General features: G+C 41.6%; 24 protein-coding genes. 8 read left to right on the top strand and 16 right to left on the bottom strand.

Annotated elements, in window-relative coordinates; genetic code table 11:
* Nucleotides 1-26: 26 nt before the first annotated feature.
* The 8 genes from AC3E9V_RS05025 to AC3E9V_RS04990 all read right to left on the bottom strand — a co-directional run bounded on the left by AC3E9V_RS05025 (nt 27) and on the right by AC3E9V_RS04990 (nt 7665).
* A complete protein-coding gene (locus tag AC3E9V_RS05025) occupies nt 27-1907 on the bottom strand; it encodes an OmpA family protein (protein ID WP_488752098.1) in 1881 nt (626 codons plus the stop codon).
* Nucleotides 1907-2542: a 7-carboxy-7-deazaguanine synthase QueE gene (locus AC3E9V_RS05020; RefSeq protein ID WP_488752097.1), complete on the bottom strand. Its 636-nt coding sequence runs from the start codon at nt 2540-2542 to the stop codon at nt 1907-1909. The genes AC3E9V_RS05025 and AC3E9V_RS05020 overlap by 1 nt, the downstream gene beginning before the upstream one ends.
* Complete coding sequence (locus AC3E9V_RS05015) at nt 2520-3443, bottom strand: bifunctional 5,10-methylenetetrahydrofolate dehydrogenase/5,10-methenyltetrahydrofolate cyclohydrolase (protein WP_488752096.1); 924 nt, start codon at nt 3441-3443, stop codon at nt 2520-2522. Before AC3E9V_RS05015 ends, AC3E9V_RS05020 begins: the two co-directional genes overlap by 23 nt.
* Nucleotides 3444-3651: 208 nt before the next feature.
* Nucleotides 3652-5442 (bottom strand): translation elongation factor 4, encoded by a 1791-nt coding sequence (lepA, locus tag AC3E9V_RS05010; RefSeq protein WP_488752095.1) that lies wholly within the window; start codon nt 5440-5442, stop codon nt 3652-3654.
* Nucleotides 5443-5606: 164 nt separating this feature from the next.
* Complete coding sequence (gene dtd, locus AC3E9V_RS05005; protein ID WP_488752094.1) at nt 5607-6056, bottom strand: D-aminoacyl-tRNA deacylase; 450 nt, start codon at nt 6054-6056, stop codon at nt 5607-5609.
* Nucleotides 6053-6733: an NAD-dependent epimerase/dehydratase family protein gene (locus AC3E9V_RS05000; protein ID WP_488752093.1), complete on the bottom strand. Its 681-nt coding sequence runs from the start codon at nt 6731-6733 to the stop codon at nt 6053-6055. Before AC3E9V_RS05000 ends, dtd begins: the two co-directional genes overlap by 4 nt.
* A 19-nt stretch (nt 6734-6752) precedes the next feature.
* Nucleotides 6753-7139, bottom strand: a complete 387-nt coding sequence (locus AC3E9V_RS04995) for a YkvA family protein (protein WP_488752092.1) — start codon at nt 7137-7139, stop codon at nt 6753-6755.
* 4 nt (nt 7140-7143) lie between these two features.
* A complete protein-coding gene (locus tag AC3E9V_RS04990) occupies nt 7144-7665 on the bottom strand; it encodes a DUF7935 family protein (RefSeq protein ID WP_488752091.1) in 522 nt (173 codons plus the stop codon).
* A gap of 15 nt (nt 7666-7680) precedes the next feature.
* Here AC3E9V_RS04990 and AC3E9V_RS04985 point away from each other — a divergent pair, with 15 nt between their 5' ends.
* Together AC3E9V_RS04985 and AC3E9V_RS04980 are read left to right on the top strand one after the other, a co-directional pair.
* Nucleotides 7681-8034 (top strand): HesB/IscA family protein, encoded by a 354-nt coding sequence (locus AC3E9V_RS04985; protein WP_488752090.1) that lies wholly within the window; start codon nt 7681-7683, stop codon nt 8032-8034.
* Nucleotides 8035-8211: 177 nt separating this feature from the next.
* Nucleotides 8212-8352 carry a hypothetical protein gene (locus AC3E9V_RS04980; RefSeq protein ID WP_488752089.1) on the top strand — a complete coding sequence of 47 codons (141 nt, stop codon included), beginning with the start codon at nt 8212-8214 and terminating at the stop codon, nt 8350-8352.
* Here the strand turns inward: AC3E9V_RS04980 and folB are convergent.
* Genes folB through AC3E9V_RS04965 form a run of 3 tightly spaced genes read right to left on the bottom strand, consistent with a single transcriptional unit; the run spans nt 8349 to nt 10343 of the window.
* Nucleotides 8349-8699, bottom strand: coding sequence for a dihydroneopterin aldolase (gene folB, locus AC3E9V_RS04975; RefSeq protein WP_488752088.1), 351 nt, complete (start codon nt 8697-8699; stop codon nt 8349-8351). The two genes, AC3E9V_RS04980 and folB, sit on opposite strands and share 4 nt — an antisense overlap.
* Nucleotides 8700-8701: 2 nt before the next feature.
* The gene (locus tag AC3E9V_RS04970; protein WP_488752087.1) at nt 8702-9433 is read right to left on the bottom strand and encodes a DivIVA domain-containing protein; all 732 of its coding nucleotides are present in this window, start codon (nt 9431-9433) and stop codon (nt 8702-8704) included.
* Nucleotide 9434: 1 nt separating this feature from the next.
* Nucleotides 9435-10343: a WD40 repeat domain-containing protein gene (locus tag AC3E9V_RS04965; protein ID WP_488752086.1), complete on the bottom strand. Its 909-nt coding sequence runs from the start codon at nt 10341-10343 to the stop codon at nt 9435-9437.
* 47 nt (nt 10344-10390) lie between these two features.
* Between AC3E9V_RS04965 and AC3E9V_RS04960 the strand changes: the two genes are divergently transcribed.
* Complete coding sequence (locus tag AC3E9V_RS04960; protein ID WP_488752085.1) at nt 10391-10996, top strand: 4'-phosphopantetheinyl transferase family protein; 606 nt, start codon at nt 10391-10393, stop codon at nt 10994-10996.
* Between the two features lie 10 nt (nt 10997-11006).
* Here AC3E9V_RS04960 and AC3E9V_RS04955 read toward each other — a convergent pair whose 3' ends face one another.
* The 4 genes from AC3E9V_RS04955 to AC3E9V_RS04940 all read right to left on the bottom strand — a co-directional run bounded on the left by AC3E9V_RS04955 (nt 11007) and on the right by AC3E9V_RS04940 (nt 15514).
* Entirely contained in the window at nt 11007-11861 is an 855-nt protein-coding gene (locus AC3E9V_RS04955; protein WP_488752084.1) for a transglutaminase-like domain-containing protein, read from the bottom strand.
* Between the two features lie 235 nt (nt 11862-12096).
* A complete protein-coding gene (locus tag AC3E9V_RS04950; protein WP_488752083.1) occupies nt 12097-13737 on the bottom strand; it encodes an acyl-CoA carboxylase subunit beta in 1641 nt (546 codons plus the stop codon).
* Nucleotides 13738-13768: 31 nt separating this feature from the next.
* Nucleotides 13769-14722, bottom strand: coding sequence for an MlaD family protein (locus AC3E9V_RS04945; RefSeq protein ID WP_488752082.1), 954 nt, complete (start codon nt 14720-14722; stop codon nt 13769-13771).
* A gap of 9 nt (nt 14723-14731) precedes the next feature.
* Nucleotides 14732-15514, bottom strand: a complete 783-nt coding sequence (locus AC3E9V_RS04940) for an N-acetylmuramoyl-L-alanine amidase family protein (protein WP_488752081.1) — start codon at nt 15512-15514, stop codon at nt 14732-14734.
* A gap of 148 nt (nt 15515-15662) precedes the next feature.
* Between AC3E9V_RS04940 and AC3E9V_RS04935 the strand changes: the two genes are divergently transcribed.
* From AC3E9V_RS04935 to AC3E9V_RS04915, 5 genes are all read left to right on the top strand, one after another.
* On the top strand, nt 15663-18401 hold the full coding sequence (locus AC3E9V_RS04935; protein WP_488752080.1) for a putative LPS assembly protein LptD: 2739 nt from the start codon (nt 15663-15665) through the stop codon (nt 18399-18401).
* 113 nt (nt 18402-18514) lie between these two features.
* On the top strand, nt 18515-19792 hold the full coding sequence (locus tag AC3E9V_RS04930) for a sensor histidine kinase (protein WP_488752079.1): 1278 nt from the start codon (nt 18515-18517) through the stop codon (nt 19790-19792).
* Nucleotides 19789-20205: a response regulator gene (locus AC3E9V_RS04925; protein WP_488752078.1), complete on the top strand. Its 417-nt coding sequence runs from the start codon at nt 19789-19791 to the stop codon at nt 20203-20205. Before AC3E9V_RS04930 ends, AC3E9V_RS04925 begins: the two co-directional genes overlap by 4 nt.
* Nucleotides 20206-20219: 14 nt before the next feature.
* On the top strand, nt 20220-21989 hold the full coding sequence (locus tag AC3E9V_RS04920; protein WP_488752077.1) for a PAS domain-containing protein: 1770 nt from the start codon (nt 20220-20222) through the stop codon (nt 21987-21989).
* A 349-nt stretch (nt 21990-22338) separates the two neighbouring features.
* The gene (locus tag AC3E9V_RS04915) at nt 22339-22692 is read left to right on the top strand and encodes a LytR/AlgR family response regulator transcription factor (RefSeq protein ID WP_488752076.1); all 354 of its coding nucleotides are present in this window, start codon (nt 22339-22341) and stop codon (nt 22690-22692) included.
* A gap of 39 nt (nt 22693-22731) precedes the next feature.
* Here the strand turns inward: AC3E9V_RS04915 and AC3E9V_RS04910 are convergent, their stop codons facing one another.
* Nucleotides 22732-22911: a hypothetical protein gene (locus AC3E9V_RS04910; protein WP_488752075.1), complete on the bottom strand. Its 180-nt coding sequence runs from the start codon at nt 22909-22911 to the stop codon at nt 22732-22734.
* Nucleotides 22912-23075 lie beyond the last annotated feature (164 nt).

The following is a 23075-nucleotide window of genomic DNA, read 5'->3' as shown; positions in this document are numbered from 1 at the left end:
AGATATAATATTTTTAAGATTTTTCATTAATCAATTACAGAAAATGTTATTCTTCTGTTCTTTTTGCGGCCGGATTCCGTTTTATTGGAATAGGCTGGCTTTTGGTCACCAAAACCTTTATAAGAAATACTGGAGCCAGACACCCCATTGGATATTAAGAAATCGTAAACTGATTTAGCACGCTTTTCGGATAGTTCAAGATTGTAAGCAGAGCTTCCCTGATTGTCGGTATGGCCCTCTATCCTGAATTTTTTTCCAGGGTTCTTCTTTATAAATTCTGCTATATCGAGTAGTTCTGTTTCAGATCGATCCCTTAAGGTGTAATCATCAAAATCAAAGTAGATGTTTTCCAATGTCACCGACTGGCCATTGACAATGGGATGTAATTTTATATCAATGGTATCTGGTTCCAGGTTCGTGTTTTCTTCCGCCAGGAACCTTAGATCCTCAAAAAGATAGTTCTCCTTGGTAATAAAAACTGAGTATTCTTTACCAGATGTTAGAACAAGATAATACTGACCATTTATTGAGTCTGACCGTACCCTGTACACATCCGCTGTGTCTTCCAGGTTTACCATCTTAAAGGTCGCCCCTATCGGATCGCCTGTTACCGCATCCTCAACACGCCCGGTAATATAACTCGACTTTTGCTTTACAAGTGTATCCGAAGGAATGGGAAATTTCACGATTTTGGTTTCGGTAATCCCATCATTGGTAGCTTCTATTGCATAATAGGCTGTGCTCCCTGACGAATTTACAAATAGTGAAAGCTCATCATTAGTGGTATTGATCGGATGTCCGAGATTCCGTGCTTCCCGCCATTTATTTTTATTTCTTTCAGATACGTGGAGGTCGTATCCACCTAAGCCAGGTCGACCATTAGAAGAGAAGAATAATAAATCGTTGTTTGCATGAATAAAGGGTGTAGTTTCATCACCAGGGGTATTGATGTTGGGTCCAAGGTTTACGGGAATTGTCCAGATAAGCCCATTGTATCTCGTCACCCAAAGGTCCCGCGCACCTTTCCCTCCAGGTCGGTTAGAAGAAAAATAGAGGGTCCTCCCATCTGAACTCAATGCTGGTTGAGAATCCCAATATGGAGAATTCACTTTAGAACCCAGGTTTTCAGGTTCTGCCCATTTATTGCCCTGTCTGTATGTAATGAAAAGATCGCAACTCCCGAAGGTTGGTCTCCCTTCACAAGCGGCAAATATGAGCGTTTTTCCATCAGCTGAAATCGAGCACGCACCTTCATTATAGGGTGTGTTCACCTCCTTTGATAAGGATTGTGCCGGGATCCATTCCCCATTGATTTTGAAACTCACTACAATGTCTTCATCCGACCCCCTTCCGGTACCAGCTCTTTTTGTATAAAAAATAACATTTTCATCTACGGTAAGTGCAGGAAAATACTGCATTTGATATTGGTTGATTGCTTTTGGCAATTCCTCGATGCTTAGAGACACACCATTGGCAATTGAAGATAGGGAGAAGTCGATGCTTTCAACTAGTAATCTCGGTGGGTCACCTGCATTACTTATTGTTTCACTGGCCTTTTCGTACTCACCGTTCTCAAAATAGATCCCGGCTAATCGAACCCATATATGCTCCTTTACTTCCTCCTTAGGTACCTTATTTACATACTGCTCATAATAGATAAAAGCAGAATCCTTATCTCTAAACAGGTTATAAATTCCAGCGAGGTTCAGGTATGCCTGTCCATATCTGTCATCTTTTCTAATGGCCTTTTTTAAATATTCTTTGGCCTCATGGAAGTCTCTTTCTTTAGCTGCCTTATCAGCTTTTTCCACAAGCTTTACCGCTCCTGATTTTGGTTCATATTGTGCGCATAGAAAATGTGAGAGGAGAAAAAAAAGAAGAAAAAAATATGTAGCTCTGATGCTCATCAGGGAATATCAAGGTACTTGTGTGTCTGTAAAGATATTCTCCATTTGGGATTTTTCTTTACATATTCCACAATAAGTGGCAGCATCTGGTCTTTTCTGGACCATTCCGGCTGGAGGAATAACTCTGCTTCTTTGTTCATTTTTTTAGCGTGTTCTTCAGCCCAGGCAAAATCGGATTTATTATAAACAATAATTTTCAGCTCATCTGCCGCTTCATAGAATTCTTCCTTTGGAGCTTTGAATTTCTTAGGAGAAAAACAGATCCAATCCCATTTTCCTGAGAGGGGGTGTGCACCCGATGTTTCAACGTGCGTTTTCAGACCGGAAAGCTGAAGGTTTTCCGTAAATAGGCCCAAATCATACATCAACGGTTCTCCCCCAGTGACAACAACTATTTCAGCTCCGGATCTTTTTGCTACAGATGTCATTTCACTAATAGGCATCTGCGGATGTGCATCAGCATCCCAGGATTCTTTCACATCACACCATACACATCCCACATCGCAACCGCCCAACCGAATAAAGTAAGCTGATTTTCCTGTATGAAACCCTTCTCCCTGGATGGTTAGGAAAGACTCCATCAAAGGAAGTGATTTTTGACTTATGGCCTCTTTAAGTTCCATGTTGCTGTTCATAGGCCCTCAATGTATTCAACAATAGAGAAGCTATGGTCATTGGCCCCACACCACCTGGTACAGGGGTAATATACGAGCATTTTTCAGATACGTTGGCATAGTCAACATCACCAGCAAGCCTAAACCCTGATTTTTTGGATGCGTCTTCAATACGTGTAGTTCCAACATCTACTATTATAGCTCCTTCTTTCACCATGTCTTCCGTAATTAATCCGGGTTTGCCAACGGCAACTACCAGTATATCTGCCTTACGGGTATGAGAGGCCAGGTCTTGGGTGTATTTATGGCAAACAGTCACTGTCGCTTTTCCATCTTCCAGCATCATCATACTCAGCGGAGCTCCCACCAGACGACTCGCCCCTACTACCACGCAATCTTTGCCTTCTGTTTCGATTTTGTATCTCCTGAGCAGCTCCATTATCCCAAAAGGAGTCGCTGGCAATATCAGTGGGCTTTTAGAAACGATACTCCCAAAATTTTGGTTTGTAAAACCGTCCACATCTTTTTCCGGCTTTATGCTCTCGGTTACCTTTACTACCGAGATATGATCAGGTAATGGTAGCTGCACGATAAAGCCATCGATATCCTCATCGTCATTTAGATTTTCTACATGTTTTATCAGCTTCTCCTCAGAAATCGTGCTGGCAAAGTGCATGAGGGTAAAATCAAAGCCAACAGACTTACATGCTCTGATTTTCCCATCCACATAGGTATGGCTTGCTCCATCATCTCCTACAATGATTATAGCCAGGTTAGGGGGGCGCAGCCCCTTTTCCTGTAGTTCTCTGACACTATCTGATATCTCATTTTTGATATCTGATGAAATTTTTCTGCCATCCAGAATTTGCACACCCTTGTTGGAAGTAGGGGGTCGGGAGTTGGAAGTATTTTCTGTACTCATTTCAGTTTATCTCTAAAAGCAATTATACTGTTCATCAGGTTAAAACACCGTAAATAGAATAAATTGTAATTTTCACTGTTTGGAAAACTTTTTGTCAAAGAATATATGTCATCCGCAAGCTCCATAGAATCTTTCCAAATCCTTAGCTTTTCAAATTTGAAACTGATTTTATTGCTTCCATCTTCCTGTATCAATCTTCTGACAAAAATTAACTATCCAACTTCAATACGGCCATGAACGCTTCCTGTGGGATCTCTACATTACCTACCTGGCGCATGCGTTTCTTACCTTTTTTCTGTTTTTCTAAAAGTTTTCGTTTCCTGGATATATCACCTCCATAGCATTTCGCTATCACGTTTTTACGCATCGCTTTCACTGTCTCACGGGCGATAACTTTCTGACCTATAGCAGCTTGGATAGCGATCTCAAACATTTGGCGTGGCAATAGTTCCCGCAGCTTTTCGCAAAGACGTTTGCCCCATTCATAAGCTTTCTCCCGGTGGACAATCGCTGAGAGTGCATCCACTTTGTCTCCATTAAGCATGATGTCCAGTTTCACCATGTTAGACTGGCGATAGCCAATCAACTCATAATCCAGGGAAGCATACCCTCTTGAAAGGGTTTTCAGTCGGTCAAAAAAGTCGAAAACGATCTCGGCAAGCGGCAGCTCAAAAGTCAACTCAACCCTATCTGACGTGAGGTAGACCTGGTTTTTGATCTCGCCCCGCTTGTCCATACAGAGAGCGATTACAGGTCCTATAAACTCGGACTTGGTAATAATCTGAGCCCGGATATAAGGCTCCTCAATATGAGATATAAGATTCGCTTCCGGAAGCTCCGATGGTGCACTGACCTTTTTAATGGACCCATCTTCATTGACAGCGTGAAATTGCACGGATGGAACTGTGGTGATCACAGTCATATCAAACTCCCGCTCCAATCGCTCCTGGACGATCTCCATATGCAGCATACCCAGGAAACCACAGCGAAAGCCAAAGCCCAGGGCTGCCGAAGTTTCAGGCTCCCAAACCAGTGAAGCATCGTTGAGCTGAAGTTTTTCCATAGAAGCTCGCAGCTCCTCAAACTCACTGGTCTCTACAGGATATATCCCGGCAAAAACCATCGGCTTTACATCCTCAAATCCTCTTACCTGGCGATTGGTAGGACGTTTTACATGGGTAATGGTGTCACCCACTTTCACCTCTTTGGCTACTTTGATACCGGAGATCAGGTATCCCACATTGCCAGCGGAAATTTGGTCCTTGGGATCATGCTGGAGTCGCAAAACACCAATCTCGTCAGCTTCATAAGTTTTGCCGGTATTAACAAATTTTACATGGTCCCCCTTTTTCAGGGTACCATTAAAAACTCTGAAAAAGACCTCAATCCCACGATAAGGATTAAATACGGAATCAAAGATCATGGCCTGTAATGGCTCATCCGCATCACCCTTAGGGGCCGATATCCTGCTAACAATGGATTTTAAAATATCTTCAATTCCTATTCCCTCTTTAGCGCTTGCATGAATGATGTCTCCACGGTCACAGCCTATCAGATCAATGATCTGATCAGATACCTCTTCGACCATAGCTCCCGGCAAATCAATCTTATTTAAAACAGGGATAACCTCCAGGTCATGCTCCAGGGCCAGGTAAAGGTTGGAAATGGTTTGAGCCTCAATACCCTGAGCTGCATCCACTACCAGCAGAGCGCCTTCACAAGCTGCTATGGACCGTGATACCTCATAGGAGAAATCAACATGACCGGGTGTATCGATCAGGTTGAGGGTATACTCCGTGCCTTCATGGGGGTAGTACATCTGGATCGCGTGACTTTTGATGGTGATCCCTCTCTCGCGCTCCAAATCCATATCGTCCAAAAGCTGTGCGTGCATATCCCGATCAGAAACGGTCTGTGTCGACTGGATGAGTCGATCCGCAAGGGTACTTTTCCCGTGATCTATGTGAGCGATAATGCAGAAATTCCGAATGTGCTTCATACCTGATTAAAAGTCTGCAAAGGTAGCCAAAGAACTATCAATCCTGAAGTATAAACTAAAAGGATTATTGTAATGTCGTTTTAGTTTAGCAAACTTCTTGAATCCTCTCCCTCCACCCTCTCCGAGAGAGGGACAAGTGGAGCTTAACTAAACGACATTGAAGATTATTGTTTGTTTTTTGTATCAATGATAATAGTCACAGGCCCATTATTTACAAGCGATACCTGCATGTCTGCTCCAAACTCACCTGTTTTAACCGGTTGGCCGTAAGTTTCAAGCTCCTTTACGAAGTTTTCGTACATAGGAATGGCATGGTCCGGCTTAGAAGCCTTAATGTAAGAAGGCCTATTTCCTTTCTTTGTACTGGCATGAAGGGTAAACTGACTCACTACCAAAAGCTCGCCCTTTACATCGAGCAGGCTATGATTCATTTTACCATCATTATCAGTAAAGATGCGAAGGTTTACAATCTTTTTAGCCAACCACTGAATGTCCTCCTGGCTATCCGCATCCTCTATGCCCAAAAGGATCATCAACCCCGGACCGATAGAAGATCTTGTCTCCCCTGAAATTGTAACTGATGAATTTGCAACTTTTTGTATTACAGCAATCAAATTCCCGCAGATTTAGAAAGCTTTACCATTTTACTTGATTGGTAAATTCTTAATCCTTTATGGCGCTCCATCGCACTGAGGTACATCGCTTTGGCTACATCTTTTGCGTGAATTGAAAACATCCCTGCTTTAGACCCAACCATAAAAAAGGTCAGAACACTACTCAAAACCTTACCTATTGACTCCCCCAGGCGAAACTCATCCCGATCACCCAGCAGCAGCGAGGGTCGAAATATTTTGAGGCTCGGTAATTCAAGCCGTTTCAGATCTTCCTCTACTCTTCCCTTTACTTTATTGTAAAAAAGTGGTGATGAGGCATTGGATCCGGCAGCCGTTACTATCAGAAATTGCTCAAACTCAGGCGAGGATTTCGCAATCTGTGCCAGCCTCAGCGGATAATGAAGGTCCACTTTTTCAAAATTCCCTTTTGACCCCGCTTTTTTAATGGTTGTTCCTAAAGCGCAGTAAAAATCATTAGCGGAAATTTCATTTTTACATTGATCAAGCAAACTGAAATCCTCTAAAATGACCTGCTCCAACCGGTCATTTTCAATTTCTAATTTACGACGAGCAAGCACCTTTACTTTTTCATAATAGCTTTTTTCCAATAAAAGGCGGACCAACTCTCTGCCAACCAACCCTGTAGCGCCGACAATTAATGCTGTATATTTACTCATAACTGGGTAAGTTAAAAAATTATGTCGCTTCCTCCCAGGCTTTGAACCGGGAGATGTCTTCTGCCAAGGAGCGAATGATCATGTACACCAAAGAAATATCATCCGTCAGGCCCAGTAGCGGGATAAAGTCAGGAATGAGGTCTACAGGTGTAATAAAGTACACCAGGGCGAAAACCAAAGTAAAAATGGTAGAGGCCGAGAAGGCTCGGTATTCGCCATGGAAGTGTGCTTTGATCATTCGAATAATAATCTGCAGCTGATGCACAAATGACGAGCGCTCTTCAGAATCGTTATTGATTTTATCAATTTTGGTTTTCACCTCGTGTAAAAGGTTCTTAACCTTTTCATTATTGGTGACAGCCTCTTTTGCCCTTGTAAGAATTTTATCTGCTCGTTTATTCGCCATTTCTTCAAAATAACTCTTTGATTTCGTTTTTTACAAACGTCAATGCTCCCCGAATGGTATCCTGCTCATTCTGAACATTTTTCTCAAAAATCTTCCTTGCCAGGTCAAGGCCTGTTGCTTTTTCATCCAGTTCATTTCCGGCTTCATTGATCGTCGAGATCAACTGCTCCACTGCACTGGATACATATAGCCAGGCATCATTTGACATGTATACCTGCTGTGAAAGATTATGATTATACTCACTCCTGATCTCATTTACCAGGGCATGCTGCAGGTCCCGGGCAGTCATCTCCTTCTTATTGACCTTAGGGACAACATTATTGGGACTGATCCGCTCAAGTAAAAGGCAAATCCGCTCATAAGCCTGGAGCCTCACCGGCAACACAATCTCCTGATTTTTGTGCCGAACTGATAACATGTATTCATCCAGCTGCTTTTGCAACATAGACCTGACTAGCAGATAAGCCGCATAGAGTACCAATACTCCGGGTATCGTAATTTTCAGCAGGTCATAAACCATCTCCATTTTATATGTGTTTTATTGATCAGTGTAATTTCAAAATTAAGTATTTTCTTTGGCGATATGATAGAGCTCGTTCAGATTACTAACAAGGCGAAAGAAGAAATCAGGAATATCATCGAGCATAAGAACATCCCCGAGGGTTATGGGCTGCGAGTAGGAGTAAAAGGTGGTGGATGTGGTGTATCATTCGTCCTGGGTTTTGATAAGAAAAAAGAGGATGACATCCATTACGAAGTAGACGGCATTCAGGTTTATATCCGGAAGAAGGAGACTATGTTTCTCGTAGGCAAAGAAATTGACTTTTATGAAGGAGCTGATGCCAGGGGATTTGTTTTCATAGACCCGCAAAAAGAAACAAAACCCACTCAATAGGTGATTCACCTACGTGAAAAACGTTAGGGAATAGGGCAATCACTTAAATTCTAAAAACAGGTTTTTCTCTCATAAACACCTCTTTATTATCCGCTAATATTGTATTGTAAGTGATTGAATCCTTCTCAAGATCAATACGTACATTAAATTTTAATTAAGCTTTAACCAGCTAAAATTATGGACTATATACTTGAAAAAAAGAAAGTAAACTATTCTAATCCTCTGACCAAAAAAGAGGCAAAAGCGAGGTTTTACAAGGTTTATGGCATTCTGATGAGCCTTGCAGTAGTACTTGTTTTACTGGCCAAAGTAATTTAACCCTTCAGTGTAACCGAAGCTCTGTGACAGAGTCCTTTTATCGGAGGATTATATTTACTGATTTTTACTTCCACCTCTTTCACCTGGGAAAACGTCTCCCGCAGTTGTCTGACCATTTTACCAGCCAGGTGTTCCAGTAGTAAAGCATCTATACTCATTACTTCAGCTACCAGCTCATAAACCTTTTCGTAGTTTACCGTACCTTCCAGCTTATCATCCATAGCTGCATGATCAAAATCAAGCGTAAGGTGTACATCTACACTGTATTTGTTGCCAATTTTACGCTCTTCTTCATAATACCCGTGTCGAGCGTAAAACTCCATACCTTCTAATGAAACCACTCCCATTACTATTCTAATTCATCAAAGAAAGACCCGCCTCCTTCTTTTTCAGTAGATACAGATTCTTCCCTGGTGGCTCTTTTAGGTTTAGGCACTTCCGGTGTGGGGGCTTTTGAGACTTTGCCTCGCGGAATTGTAGTATCTTCCCTGCTGATTCGTTCTTCAGATTCCCTGACCAGCGCTTTTACCCTTTTGGTATGATCTTCCAGCTTAAAAGTTATGTTTTTTTGCTTGTTGGCCCTGTTTATTCTATCGTGAATGTCTTCAGAGAGGTTTTTCAGCTCAAGAATAATATTGTCACGATGATTCTCAAGGGTCTTAAAGTTTTGCTCCAGGTCTTTTATTGCGTCCTGCATTTCTTCAATAATCTGCCTGGCCTCTAATTCGGATTTTTCTATAATGTTTTTGGCTTTGGATTTTGCTTCACTCATGAGTGCCTCTGCATTCATCTGTGTTTCTTTCATGTGAAGTTCGGCAGCCTTGTTAGCCTGGTCTACGAGGTTCGCTCCGGTATCTTCGGCTGTTTTCAGTGTTTTAAAAAGCGAACTTTCTACCTCACGGAGCTTTTTGACTTCCTTTTCTGCCTGATCAAGCTTGATTTTTAGTTCCTTGTTGTCATCAAGCACTCGTTCCCATTCATTGGAAAGCGACATCAAAAAGGCACTCACCTCATCCTTATCATAGCCTCTCAACTTCTTCTCGAAGTTTTTCTGCCTTATTTCTAGTGGAGTAATCTTCATTTTACTTTACAAAATTAATGTCCCATATGGAAACAGTGCGATCGTCACTACAAGATACTAACCAATTATGATAATTCATCCACAGCAACTTATTCACCGAGGTAGCATGCCCTGCATGCCGTGCTTTGTCTATCACTTTTAACAGTCGAAACTCATGTGAATCCCATACTTTTATGGACTTATCCATGCTGCAAGTTACAAAATGCAGGCCATCAGGGCTAAAATCAAGATGATTGATGGCATACATATGCCCTACGATCTCTTCCACAAGATGGTAATCATTATCAATATCCCAAAATTTAATCCGGGCATCTCTGCTACCGCTCACCAGCAAAGGGAGCTGTGGATGATAACCCAACGTAAAAACTGAGATATCGTGTGCTTTAAACTCTTTTTTTACTTCCAGCCGATCATCAAGCACCCTAATGTAATGGTCACTAAAACCAACAGCCACTTCTTTTCGGTCACTTTTCACTGCAATGGTCCTGGCGCTTACTTCGCTCAGTTTGGCCTTATGAAGTATCTGAAGATCCCAGCTTATCTTGAAAACCTCCCCAGCGCCTGTGCCTACATAAATGGCCTCATCAGTAGCCTGAATGTCAAAAACAGCTGCATCAGTCAATGCTAAGGAGCCCACCTCCTTCTTTTCATTCACATCTACCAGATGGATGCCATTAAAATTCTGTCCAACAACTAAAAGATCCCTTTTTGGCTCATAGGATAAGGCATATACGGAAGAAGGCACCTTCACGATCATCTGACCTGTTTCAGGGGCTTTCAGATCCCATATAACCACCATTCCATCTCCTCCGGCAGAAAAGAACTGATGATCGTTGTACTTTTCCAGCGTATATAAGCAATCTTTGTGACCTGTTAAGGTGTCTATTTTTTTTACTTCAATTGTACTCATTATCAATATATTGGGGTAAAATTAAGCATAGGATGACAGAATAATTAATGCCACTGCTATTATCCAAACCAATAAGTCCGTATTCTGCATATGCAGTATGGAATATCCAGGAAACCAATCAAACATTGGTGAGCTTGCTTACAGAACCACATCCGCCTGACTTGCACCCCACGAGGCTTGCTGAATGGATCGTGGGGCGAGTGCTGGTCCGCAATCTCTGTGCGCTCTTTGACCTGCAATACCACGGAATAGAGTCACATGAAACCGGCAAACCCCTGCTAAAAGGCCATAATGTAGAGATCTCTATATCCCATTCCTTTCCCATGGCAGCTGCAATGATCCACCTGAATAAGCCGTGTGGAATTGATCTGGAAAGAAAAAGGCAGAAACTCATAACCCTCCAGCACAAGTTTATCAATGAAAGTGAAAAAATGTATGAAGGTGACCTTGACAAACTTTGTGCCATCTGGTGTGGCAAAGAAGTGCTCTACAAGATTTATGGCCGTAAAAAGCTCAGTATGAAAGATGAAACTTCTATAGAGTTTGAATCCGATTCCGTACTGTTAGGCATCATTCATAAAGACCAGGCAGAAAGCCAATACCGTATTCATTATGAAGCTGTAAAGAATTATTTCTTAGCTTATAGCTTGTGAAACATATCCTTTACTCAAAGCCTGTGTATTGATCATCAAGTTTTTTAAGCACCATCTTGATTTCATCAGACTTATAGTAGTCTCCGAGCTTTTCAAAAGAGACAACCAGGTTCCTTAATGATCTCAGAATTATGTCCAGGTGAGAGCAAGGTTCATAAAAGCCCTCTTGTGGGGGAATATTGAGGTGATCCAGGTAATTATGAATGTCGTCCTTGGAAAAAATTAACCCTTTATTAAATGCATTGATATAAAAATCCATTATTTCACTCTTGTATGTAAGAATGAAAAGATTCGGAAGGTTTACCCCGTAAATCGGCAGGTCCAGCTTTTTAGCAATCAGCAAATACACAGAGCAAAGCGAAATCGGGTTTCCTTTTTTAGACTCCAACACTGCATTAATCATACTGTTAGCCGGAGAATGAAAGTTTTTAGTGTTAGCTCTGAATTTAAATTTATTGAATATGACACTATTAATGGTTCTCACCTGATCAAACGGTGACAGGTCATCTCTAAACTCTCTCCAGACTTCCACATATAGCTGATGAACCTGCTGGGTTAATTCTTCCAGGTCAAGGTCAGGGTACTGATAGGTAGCCACCAGCCATAGGCCTTCCAGCAGATCGTCCTGGCGATTTTCTTTCCAGTCAATCAGCCTTTCCTGAAACAGCTCAAACTGTAATGTATGGATCAGATCTTCAATCCTCCTCTGGATCAAAGGGTTAAAGTTAGTCTCCCACTCCTGCTCTAACAGCGGGATGATGCCTGTACCGATCTCCATGAGGCGCTTCTCCACATGAGAGACCACTTCTTCATCTTCATCCTCTAAAAGTGTAACTAACGCCTTAAGTTCACTGTCCTTTATCAATCTAAACTCCTCCTCTGTTGATTTAAAAAATCTAATTTAACAATTCTTCCCAGATGTGAAAGGTATTGGTTTATTGGTTTATTGGTTTATTGGTTTATTGGTTTATTGGTTTATTGGTTTATTGGTTTATTGGTTTATTGGTTTATTGGTTTATTGGTTTTATAAAAAAAACAAACCCAAGAATGCAAACATTTCATTTACACATTTAATTTTTCGAGATAAACTAAATCAACACCTATGTCTGGATCACCCCTACATTCATTTGCTTTTCAATGGGTGCATGATTAGCCGCTGCTATTCCCGTGGATATCACCTTCCGGGTTTCCAGCGGGTCAATAATACCGTCCACCCATAACCTGGAAGCGGCATAATAGGGACTCAGCTTCTCATCATATGAAGCCTTAATTTCATCCAGCATCTTTTGCTGATCTTCCTCGGACAGCTCTTTTCCTTTAGCCTTTAAGGCAGACACTTTTATTTGAAGCAGGGTTTTAGCAGCAGACTTTCCGCTCATCACTGCAATCTGAGCTGTAGGCCATGCATAAATCAATCTCGGATCATAAGCCTTGCCACACATGGCGTAGTTGCCGGCACCATAAGAAGCTCCCAAAATAAAGCTGAATTTCGGAACTACGGAATTGGAGACGGCATTTACCATTTTTGCTCCATCTTTGATGATACCGCCATGTTCAGACCGGCTGCCCACCATAAACCCATTCACATCATGAAGGAAAACCAACGGGATCTTACGCTGATTACAGTTCATGATAAACCGAGCAGCCTTATCCGCTGAGTCACTGTAGATAACCCCTCCCATCTGCATTTCACCGGGGCCCAGGCCACTTTTAGTTTTCACTACCTTACGCTGATTAGCTACAATACCTACGCTCCATCCATCTATTCGTGCATAGCCACACAGCAATGTTTTTCCATAAAGCTCCTTGTACTGCTCAAACTCAGAGTTGTCAACCAACCGATGAATAATTTCCAGCATATCAAAGGGCTGATTACGATCTACCGGAAAATGCCCGTGGATCTCATCAGGATCTAACCTGGGAGGGGCAGGTTTTATTCGGTTAAATCCGGCAGTTTGCGGTTCGCCTATGCGTTTAAAAATTCGTTTAATGGCATCCAGACATTCCCTATCTCCCGGATATTTATTATCTGTAACTCCGGAAATTTCACAATGTGTGGTTGCTCCTCCCAGTGTTTCGTTATCTACATCCTCCCCTATAGCAGCTTTTACGAGATAGCTTCCTGCCAGGAAAATGGATCCAGTCTTATCAACGATCATAGCCTCATCCGCCATGATAGGCAGGTAAGCCCCTCCGGCGACACAACTGCCCATAATTGCTGCCACCTGAATAATGCCCTCTGAGGACATCACGGCATTGTTTCTGAACTGCCTCCCGAAATGTTCTTTATCCGGAAAAATTTCGTCCTGCATCGGCAGGAAAACCCCGGCACTATCTACCAGGTAGATGATAGGCAGCTTATTTTCAATAGCTATTTCCTGGGCTCTGAGATTCTTTTTTGCGGTCATGGGAAACCAGGCCCCGGCTTTCACAGTGGCATCATTTGCCACAATTACACACTTACGACCAGAAACATCGCCAATTCCTGTAACAACACCTGCGGAAGGACACCCGCCAAGCTCTTCATACATGCCATCAGCGGCAAGGGCACCTACTTCCAGAAAATCCTCCATAGAGTCCACCAGGTAAGCAATGCGCTCTCTGGCGGTTAGCTTGCCTTTCTCGTGATGCTTCTCTATCTTTTTCTTGCCTCCTCCCAGATAAACTTTCTCCAGCTTTTCACGGAGGTCAGAGACGAGCTGTTTACTTGAATCTTCGTTTTGGTTAAATTTCAAATCCATTTTTGGGGTTGGGGTGTATGGATGTTAAACGTTATTTATCCTTATCTCTTTCCAGATCCTTCATTACTTTTTCGTGCTTCTTGCCAAGTGGTGCAAAGAAGTGCTTTGGATATTGATCCATATGGATCAGAAGCTTATCAAGGTCTGTTATGGTTTGATTCAGATTGTTATAAAGCGAATCACTCGTCATTAGTTTGCCCAGGGTTGCATCCGGATTTTGCAGTGCGGTGATAGTTTGATTGAGATTATCAACAGTCGACTTTACAGACATCAGGGTTTCGTTGATTTTCAGATTGTTTAAAGAATCCAGAACGCCACCTGTTTTACTGAGGATCGGATCTATTTTATCAAGCTTATCATTCAACTTTTCGATCATCACAGCTGTTCTGGCAGTGATCTTGGCAATCTCCGCTTTGTTTTGTGCGATCATCTCATTCACTCCCTGGGTAGTGATCTTTACTTCAGCCAGGGTTTCGGTGATAATCTCTCCACTGCCTTTCAGTCCCAGCAAAATTTCATTGATCCGGGTGATGGTTGTATTCAGGTTGTTGGCTACCGGGTCAACGGAATCAAAAATTTTACTCAAGCCGGGGTCCAGGTAGGAGCGAATGGTATCTCCCGGCTTCAACTTCCTTACCCCATTCAATTCTCCTAAATTCAACACTATTCCCTTACTCCCCAGCAGATCGGTGTTTTCAAGTCTTGCTTCCGTAGAATCACTCAGCACAATGCTTTCATCAATATCCATCTGCACCAGGATCAGATTGCCGTTGTTCTGTAACAACCTGATCTGACTGACTCTCCCTACAGCAAATCCATTGACAATCACCGGATTAGACTTGACCAGTCCATCTACATTTTCATATACAGCGTAATATTTGTTGGTAGGTGAAAGAAAGTCTATCCCTTTTAAGTAGTTAAATCCATAATACAATAAAACTCCGCTTACCAGGGCTATTAGTCCTACTTTGAATTCTTTTGACATGCCAAAAAGTTAGTTCATTGATTCCAGTTCTTCCTTGTAATCACGAAAAGCCCTGAAGATTCCCGAGGCGATATAGACTTGATTCAGGCGGTCATTCAGGTCCTTTTCTTCTTTTGTGTTACTAAGATAACCTACTTCAAACAAAACACTAGGCATGGATGTTCGCCACAAAACCAAAAAAGGAGCTGATTTGACGCCACGACTGTACCGTCCTACCCGATTTTTCATCTGTGATTCGATGTTTTGGGCAAGCCTGAGACTGTTTTGCTGATAAGCACTCTGATAAAGTGAAAATAAAATGTAAGACTCGGGCGAGTTTGGGTCAAATCCATCATACTGATCTTCTTCATTTTCCTCGAGAAGAATTACCGAGTTTTCACGTTTTGCTATTTGAAAATTTTTCTCCAGCTTATCAATACCCATTACGTAGGATTCCGTACCATGGACCCTGGGATTACTTATCCAGTTGGCATGGATAGAAATAAAAAGATCAGCATCAAGTTGATTTGCCACGTCGGCCCGCTCATGCAGCTGTGGGAAGCTGTCATCCTTACGCGTAAATACGACCTCAACGTCAGGCAGGTTTTCTTTTATGACCCTTCCCAGCTCCAGGGCAATATCAAGGGCAACGTCCTTTTCTTCAGAAATAGCCCCGTGGGTGCCGGGGTCCTTGCCACCGTGTCCCGGATCAATCACAACCTTGTCTATTTTGTAGCTCCTTACACCCACCGTGTGAAAAGAGCCTAATATCAATAAGACACAAATGCAAAAAGGTATCGCAATATTTCTCACGGCTTCTCGGTTATATACTAAAATCCGATAATTTTACGCAAAATTGTAAATTTTTCATCTATAAATAAAATCTGCGGGCTTGAGGAGTTTCGGCACTGTTCTGTTTTTTCTATTTCTTTCCATTCGGGTGATCGCTCAAGTTGATAGCATGTCCACTCAATCTACACAAGATACTGTGGTGGTAGCTAACCCTGAGTTCAACTTTCTGGGAACAGACCAACTCCTGGGCAATCAAGACTCCACTGCTGTAATTTTAAGTGATTCACTCCCTACAACAACTACTCCTGACAGCCTGTTATTGTCACAGGACACCCTAAAAAAAGACTCCTCAAAGATAGCCAGCAGGAAAAATGATATAGAAACCACCATCAACTACAATGCCAGAGACTCCATGATCTTTGATCTGGAGCACCAGAAGCTATTTCTATATGGTGAAACACACATAGATTATGGCAAGATGTCACTGGAAGCAGAAGAAACCAGCATAAACTGGGAAAAGAGAACGATAAAGGCACAATATACACTGGATACGCTTGGCAGAAAAAAGGGTAAGCCCGTCTTTTCCCAGCAAAGTGACGTTTACGAAACTGACGATATTACATATAATTTCTCCACCGAACGTGCAATCATTAAAGGGGTGATAACTGAGCAGGACGGCGCCTTTATGCATGGAGAGGATGTGAAAAAAAATGAGGATGATGAGTTATTCATCCGTGGGGCGAAATACACTACATGTAACCTCTCGGACCCTCACTTTTTCATAGAATCCAGCAAGCTGAAAGTAATCCCTGGAAATAAAGTGGTTTCGGGTCCTTTCAACATGAAATTTCGGGAAGTCCCCACCCCGCTTTGGTTTCCTTTTGGGATGTTTCCCCAGCCACGGGAAAAATCCTCAGGAATCGTTTTTCCATCCTATGGAGAAGAAAACAGGCGAGGTTTCTTTCTTCGTGATGGTGGTTATTATTTTGCTTTTAGTGATTATATAGACCTGAGACTCACCGGTGATATCTATTCAAAAGGTGGTCATGCCGTAAATGCGATTACCAATTATAAGGTTCGTTATAAGTTTAATGGCTCTCTAAATCTCTCCTATACCAAAAGTGTATCTGATGACATTGAAAATCCGCTTGAAACTAATGATTACTGGGTAAGATGGAGCCATCGCCCGGAAACTCGCGGTAACTCCAGTTTTAGCGCCTCGGTATCCGCAGGTACCTCTACTTACAACAGCAATACGAACCTGGTACAGCAGGACTATGAGCGAAGTATAAATTCTCAGTTTACCTCCAGTGTGAGCTATTCTCAAAAGATAGGTTCCCTGTTTAATATGGCTACAAATTTCCGTCATAATCAAAACGTACAAACCGGAATATACAGCATCACTTTGCCCGATTTCTCCATCAACATGCAGCGTATATATCCACTCAAAGAACTGATCAAGAACTCAAAATCTCCATTGGCCAAGCTAAGTTTAAGTCACAATTTTGTAGCAAAAAATGAATTTTCCAATGCTCCATTGAGAAGCTCAGGACTGCCATTTGACCCGGTCAACGAAAGTGATGCATTGCAGGATACACTGGAGTTTAGCTTCAACGATCTTGATGAGGTCTATAAACGAGCAAAAATAGGCGGACGACACTCCATCCCGGTTTCTACTTCATTTAACCTCTTAAAATATTTTACCATAAGCCCGAGCTTTAATTATGAAGAGGTCTGGTATACCAGGGAGCTGGACTTTAATGGTGGATATGACCCTGAACTGGGCGGTGTGAAAGTAGATACAGTCGAGGGATTTAGCCGGGCAGGAAGCTGGCGTTCGGGTGCCTCCATGAATACCCGGATGTATGGTATGTATTACTTTAAGGGGATTGATGCAATTGATGCGATCCGCCATGTGATTACCCCGAGTATTTCTTTCAGCTACAACCCTGATTTTGGAGATGAAAAATATGGTGTGTACGAAAACATAGTGATAGACTCACTGGGTAATGAAGATCGAGTATCCAAATATGAAGGGTTTGCCTATGGAAGCCCGAGCGGAAGAGAAAGTAAGACCCTGGGATTCTCACTCACAAACAACCTGGAAATGAAAGTCCGGACCAAAAATGACACCGCTCAAGAGTTTAAAAAGATCAAAATATTTGACAACCTGTCCTTCAGCTCCGGTTATGACTTTGCACGGGATTCTTTCAATGTCAGTAACATCAGTTGGAATGCACGTACCAGTTTTTTTGAAAACAAAATAAGTGTAACGGTAAGTGGAAATGTGGACCCCTACCTCTATGCGGAAAACGGAACGGAACGTGGGCAGCGGGTAAACCGGTTTGCATGGAACAATGGACAGGGACTGGGTACCTTAAACAGTCTAAATACAGCTATCAGTCTTAATCTATCCCCTAAATCCAAAAAGGGTGACCAACAAGACCAAAACAATCAACGAGGCGGACCTGGGGGAGGTTTGGATAATGATGCTGTCCAGGGCAGTGAGTTTGGCACAGAAGAAGAAAAAGAATATATCATGCAAAACCCGGAAGAATACGTGGATTTTAATCTACCCTGGACCCTTCGGGTTTCATATAGCATCAACCGGGGAAAACGCGGACTGGAGGATCCCGAAATCACTGCCCATACCATGAGCCTGAACGGGTCGCTAGGATTAACATCAAAAACCCAGATAACCTACAACACAAGCTACGATATCAAAAACAAAGCCTTTGCCACTACGCGAATCGGGGTGAGCAGAGATTTACACTGCTGGTCGCTGAATTTTTCCTGGGTTCCCTTTGGAAGGTACCAGTCGTTTAGCCTGACAATCCGTCCTAAATCAGCACTTCTGCAAGATCTCAAGCTTGAAAAGCGAAGGAACTTCTTTGATTTCTTTCAATAGCTTACAAAAAACGGCATTTTCTTAAATTTTTCGATATCATTACTTTCCTTCAAAAGTTAAAAGGTTATATTTATATAGTACTTATTACCTATTACCCTCTAAAAAAGTCAGCTATGAGAAAGTTATTGATTTTGTTTCTGGTTGGTTTTTGGGGTTCATCTTTTGGTACTGACAACATTACTCCTGAAGAAACCCCCTTTGAGCATAAACCTAACCCTACCTTAGTAAAAAACATAAAATCCTGCGCTACTCAATCAGAGGAAGTGCTGGAAGTCGATGGTCCTGTGAGTTATCTTACTAACCTGTTTAACACCTCTAATTACCCGGCGCGGTGGAATTGTGGTTACTGGTCAGATTTTGAAGGATGGTTTTACATCATTTCTGATTTATCCATATTTTCTGCATACCTATCGATCCCCATCATATTGTTGTTCATTTTTTTTAAGAAAAAATGGGTGGTCCCCTTTAAAAACAACCTCATCCTTTTTTCCGTTTTCATCCTGTTTTGCGGATTCACGCATCTTATTGAGACTATCCTTTTTTGGGAGCCGATATATCGGTTTAGCGGGCTCGTTAAACTTTTGACAGGCGTGGTAAGCTGGGTGACAGTCATTTCTTTAGGACAGGCTCTCCCATTTGCACTATCCTTTAAAAGTCCGGTAGAGCTGGAAGAAGAAATAGAACAAAGGAAAACTGCTGAGAAAAATCTGAAACGCATTAACGAAGAACTGGATACGTTTACATACTCCGTATCGCACGACCTGAGAGCTCCTTTACGGGCTATCAGTGGCTACTCATCAGTATTAAAAGAAGACTATGCTGACAACCTGGATGATGAGGGCAAAAAATACCTGGACCGAATCCTGTATAATACTTCAAAAATGGGTGTGCTCATTGATGACCTGCTTACTTTTAGTCGGCTAAACCGCAAAAAAACCGAGTTCAAGACCTTTTCGTCTGCAGAGATCATCCAAAATATAGCCGATCATAACCCGGACTTCAAGCACATTGAGATTGATACAAAATCACTTCCCCAGATAAATGGAGATAAAGCCATGCTGATGCAGGTATTTCAAAATATCATCTCTAATGCCGTAAAATATAGTAGTAAAGAACGCCACCCAAAAGTGGTAATACAAGGTGATGAGAATGAAAAGGAAGTTGCCATAACCGTTACAGATAATGGGGTAGGTTTTGACACGGGGTATGGACACAAGATATTTGAAGTTTTTCAACGTCTGCATTCGGATGATGAGTTTGAGGGTGCCGGAGTGGGTCTGGCTTTGTCAAAAAAGATCATTGATAAACACGACGGAAAAATTACCTTTAACAGTGAAGTTGGCAAAGGCAGTACATTCAATGTAATACTTCCAAAAAACAATTCGCTATGATGAGTCAAAAAGTTGACATACTACTTGCAGAAGACAATGAGGATGATGCAAACCTGATCATCCGTGCCTTAAAACCCTACCTGAGATCAGAGCTCATCTGGGTGAAAGATGGTTTAGAGGTCCTTGATTTTTTTAAAACCAGGAAAGAAACGCTACCGAAAGTTATCTTACTGGATCTTAAAATGCCCAAACTGGGAGGCTTGGAAGTTCTAAAAGAAATCAAATCACTCCCGCTTTTAAAAAATATTCCAATAGTCATATTAACCTCCTCTCAGGAAAATAGAGATTTACAGGGTTGCTATGACCTGGGGGCAAACAGCTATGTAGTTAAACCCATAGATTTTAATCAACTAATGGATGTAACCAAAGGCCTGGGCCAATATTGGCTGGAACTGAATGAGTCCTTAGCCTGATTGTATACACAACGATGACCAGTGAGCGAAATATCAAGATCTTATACCTGGAAGATAACATAGACGATATCTTCCTGCTTGAAAACATTTTGAAAAAATCAAGCAAAGGCATTGACTTTGTCTCCGTCAGCTCTAAGGAAACATTTGAAAAAAGCTTCAAGAATAAAGAAACCAAACCAGACCTGGTTATCTCAGATTACGCCCTTAACGGTTACTCAGGCTTAGATGCTTTGCTTTTTGTGCGCGAAATAGACGACATCATCCCTTTCATGTTTTTATCAGGGACCCTGGGTGAAGAAAAAGCCGTTCAGCTCATGCTGAAAGGCGCCAACGACCTCATTCTTAAAGAAAATATGAGCAAGGTGCCGAAGACGATCATACAGCTGATCAGTGAAGCCGAAAACAAGCGCGAAAAAATAAAATACCAAAAAGAACTCGAGCAAAAAAACAACATCCTCAAAACTCTGCTCGATAGTATGGAGGATTTCATCTTCCTTAAAGATGAAAATCAGCGCTACATCATGGTTAATGATGCTATGTGCAGGCATTTCCGGATCTCTATGGAGAAATTCATCGGTGCTACTGATGAAGAGCTTTTTCCATCGACCTATTCAATTAAAGCAGTTGAATCTGATGATTATGTACTTACAAGCAAAAAGCCGATTCTTTTTGAGGCTGAATATATAAGCCCTGAACAAAGAAAGATTGTAATTGAAACGCTGAAAACACCCCTTCAGGACCGCAATGGCAAAACCCGCGGCATTGTGGGGGTCAGCAGAGATATTACATTAAAAAAAATCCAGGAAGAAAAAATTCGTAGAAATGATGAGTTATTAAGTGAAGCCGAAAAACAGTCCAAATCCGGCAGCTTTCAGTATAAACTGGATTCAGGTATTTTAAAGGGATCCAAACAGTTTTTTAAAATGCTGGGCTATCCCGAGGATACGGAAGAAATATCATTAACAGATCTGATTTCGTGTGTTTACGAGGCTGAAAAAAGTATATTTATTAAAAACATAAACCAGGCGATACGGGACGAACAGCACTTCACAATGGACCATAGACTGATCGCACGGAGAGATTCTGAGGTCATTCCATGTCGCACTACTTTAAGCCCCTCCAAAATTCAGGGAATGTTTCATGGGAGCATTCAGGACATCAACGAAGACCGACAAAACAAAGAAGCGATTATCAACGCCCAGGAAAATGAAAGAAATGAACTTGCAGCAGAGCTTCATGACGGACTTACACAAAAGCTCGTAGCAGCTAATATGTACTTGTCTTCTATGAGTGAAGGCAACATGAATCTGGAACGAATCAATACAGCTGCGGAACTGATCCGGGCCGGACTTGAAGAAACAAGAAGACTTACCCGCAGCCTTTCACTTCACAACTTTGAAAACCTTGGGTTTAAAAATGCTCTTCTTGAAATCATAGAGTCTTTTCCTACTGACATTCATTTTAACCATGATTTTGATTTTGACGAAAGAGAACTCACCCAGGATATCGCAATAGCCCTTTACAGGGTCATACAGGAGGCATTAACCAACATTATGAAGTATGCCAAAGCCTCTAACGTAGGAATTATAATAAAAGCTCAGGAAGATACTCTTAGTTGCAAGATTATAGATGATGGAGTAGGCTTTGAAGTTAAGCTTGAAGAAGCTCTGGGAAACGGGCTTAAAAATATGCGTCAGCGAATATTGAGGTGTAATGGAGTTATGGAAATTTATTCCTCAAAAGGAGAAGGAACCACTATCGACATCTCAGTACCATGTAAATAATTATCAAAATGTACTATCAATTGATAGTATTTAACTTCATTAAATTTCGTAAAAACCCAATTGCGCATTATATTTGAACATATCCCAGCTATCATTTGATATTATCCAACTGCTTTTTACATTTATGGAGGGATACGTTTGGTTCCACGAAAAAATTCACTGTGGAACAAAGAGTGATTTTTTAAACTATCAGGATGAACACCCGGACTGCGTGTTGATGATGAAAATGTATACTTCAACACCTAAGGAACTCCAAAACGTCGCTGATAGTCTCAATAAATCAAATGTTATTAAGGAATTAAGAGGACGTTTCTAAATTATCCGCCATTTTTGTATAAATGCTGTGGATATGGATAAGAAGACCTGTATCATTGTAGAAGATGATCTAGCCTATCAGAAGATCATGCGCTTTTTTATCGGAAAGATAAGCGAGATGGAAATCATTGGGGTATATGCTGACACCGTAAATGCAAGTATCCAGATAGAGAAAAGAAAGCCTGATATCGTTTTCCTGGACATAAACATTTCCGGACTGGAGGGGCCGGAGTTTATGGAATTGCTTGATCATCGGCCTAAAATAATCATGGTGTCCGGCCATAATGAGGAGTTTATGAATACCCATTATGATATTCCCTATCATGCCTATATCCAGAAGCCAGTTGACATGGATAAACTAAAAGCAGCATTGAAAAACCTCACCTGAGAAATAGCTTCTGTTCTCAGCCTTAAGCCATGACCAATATTAATGAGGTTCCATCTGACGAACCGAATTGAGGTTATAGCAAACCTTCTTTGCTAATTTTTCCTGCTGGCAATCAAACACTTCCAGTAAGGAAAAAATATCCTCTTTCAAGGTCTGCAATTCTATTTCACAAAGGATATTGTAAGTTTTGGTCAGTGTATTATAAATCAAGTAGATCATCGGATTATTGTTTTAGTACATGCCAAAGATGCTTCCACAAACCCTGCCAATGTGTCTATTTTCGATTTTCTGCTATCTTTTTCAGACGATTGGTAGGCAAAATACCTAGTCTGGTCAAGGTAGATTCTATAAATTCTACCAGAATTCCTCAAATAAATGCAATC

The organism is Marinoscillum sp. HNIBRBA16962, assembly GCF_057801515.1.
This window is presented reverse-complemented; position numbering and strand designations above follow the sequence as displayed.

What these genes read in the sequence shown, in the direction of transcription:
- AC3E9V_RS05025 (WP_488752098.1), bottom strand. Translation starts at nt 1,907, where the DNA reads ATGAGCATCAGAGCTACATATTTTTTTCTTCTTTTTTTTCTCCTCTCA.
- AC3E9V_RS05020 (WP_488752097.1), bottom strand. Translation starts at nt 2,542, where the DNA reads ATGAACAGCAACATGGAACTTAAAGAGGCCATAAGTCAAAAATCACTT.
- AC3E9V_RS05015 (WP_488752096.1), bottom strand. Translation starts at nt 3,443, where the DNA reads ATGAGTACAGAAAATACTTCCAACTCCCGACCCCCTACTTCCAACAAG.
- lepA (WP_488752095.1), bottom strand. Translation starts at nt 5,442, where the DNA reads ATGAAGCACATTCGGAATTTCTGCATTATCGCTCACATAGATCACGGG.
- AC3E9V_RS05000 (WP_488752093.1), bottom strand. Translation starts at nt 6,733, where the DNA reads ATGAGTAAATATACAGCATTAATTGTCGGCGCTACAGGGTTGGTTGGC.
- AC3E9V_RS04995 (WP_488752092.1), bottom strand. Translation starts at nt 7,139, where the DNA reads ATGGCGAATAAACGAGCAGATAAAATTCTTACAAGGGCAAAAGAGGCT.
- AC3E9V_RS04990 (WP_488752091.1), bottom strand. Translation starts at nt 7,665, where the DNA reads ATGGAGATGGTTTATGACCTGCTGAAAATTACGATACCCGGAGTATTG.
- AC3E9V_RS04980 (WP_488752089.1), top strand. Translation starts at nt 8,212, where the DNA reads ATGGACTATATACTTGAAAAAAAGAAAGTAAACTATTCTAATCCTCTG.
- folB (WP_488752088.1), bottom strand. Translation starts at nt 8,699, where the DNA reads ATGGGAGTGGTTTCATTAGAAGGTATGGAGTTTTACGCTCGACACGGG.
- AC3E9V_RS04970 (WP_488752087.1), bottom strand. Translation starts at nt 9,433, where the DNA reads ATGAAGATTACTCCACTAGAAATAAGGCAGAAAAACTTCGAGAAGAAG.
- AC3E9V_RS04965 (WP_488752086.1), bottom strand. Translation starts at nt 10,343, where the DNA reads ATGAGTACAATTGAAGTAAAAAAAATAGACACCTTAACAGGTCACAAA.
- AC3E9V_RS04960 (WP_488752085.1), top strand. Translation starts at nt 10,391, where the DNA reads ATGCCACTGCTATTATCCAAACCAATAAGTCCGTATTCTGCATATGCA.
- AC3E9V_RS04950 (WP_488752083.1), bottom strand. Translation starts at nt 13,737, where the DNA reads ATGGATTTGAAATTTAACCAAAACGAAGATTCAAGTAAACAGCTCGTC.
- AC3E9V_RS04945 (WP_488752082.1), bottom strand. Translation starts at nt 14,722, where the DNA reads ATGTCAAAAGAATTCAAAGTAGGACTAATAGCCCTGGTAAGCGGAGTT.
- AC3E9V_RS04935 (WP_488752080.1), top strand. Translation starts at nt 15,663, where the DNA reads ATGTCCACTCAATCTACACAAGATACTGTGGTGGTAGCTAACCCTGAG.
- AC3E9V_RS04930 (WP_488752079.1), top strand. Translation starts at nt 18,515, where the DNA reads ATGAGAAAGTTATTGATTTTGTTTCTGGTTGGTTTTTGGGGTTCATCT.
- AC3E9V_RS04925 (WP_488752078.1), top strand. Translation starts at nt 19,789, where the DNA reads ATGATGAGTCAAAAAGTTGACATACTACTTGCAGAAGACAATGAGGAT.
- AC3E9V_RS04920 (WP_488752077.1), top strand. Translation starts at nt 20,220, where the DNA reads ATGACCAGTGAGCGAAATATCAAGATCTTATACCTGGAAGATAACATA.
- AC3E9V_RS04915 (WP_488752076.1), top strand. Translation starts at nt 22,339, where the DNA reads ATGGATAAGAAGACCTGTATCATTGTAGAAGATGATCTAGCCTATCAG.
- AC3E9V_RS04910 (WP_488752075.1), bottom strand. Translation starts at nt 22,911, where the DNA reads ATGATCTACTTGATTTATAATACACTGACCAAAACTTACAATATCCTT.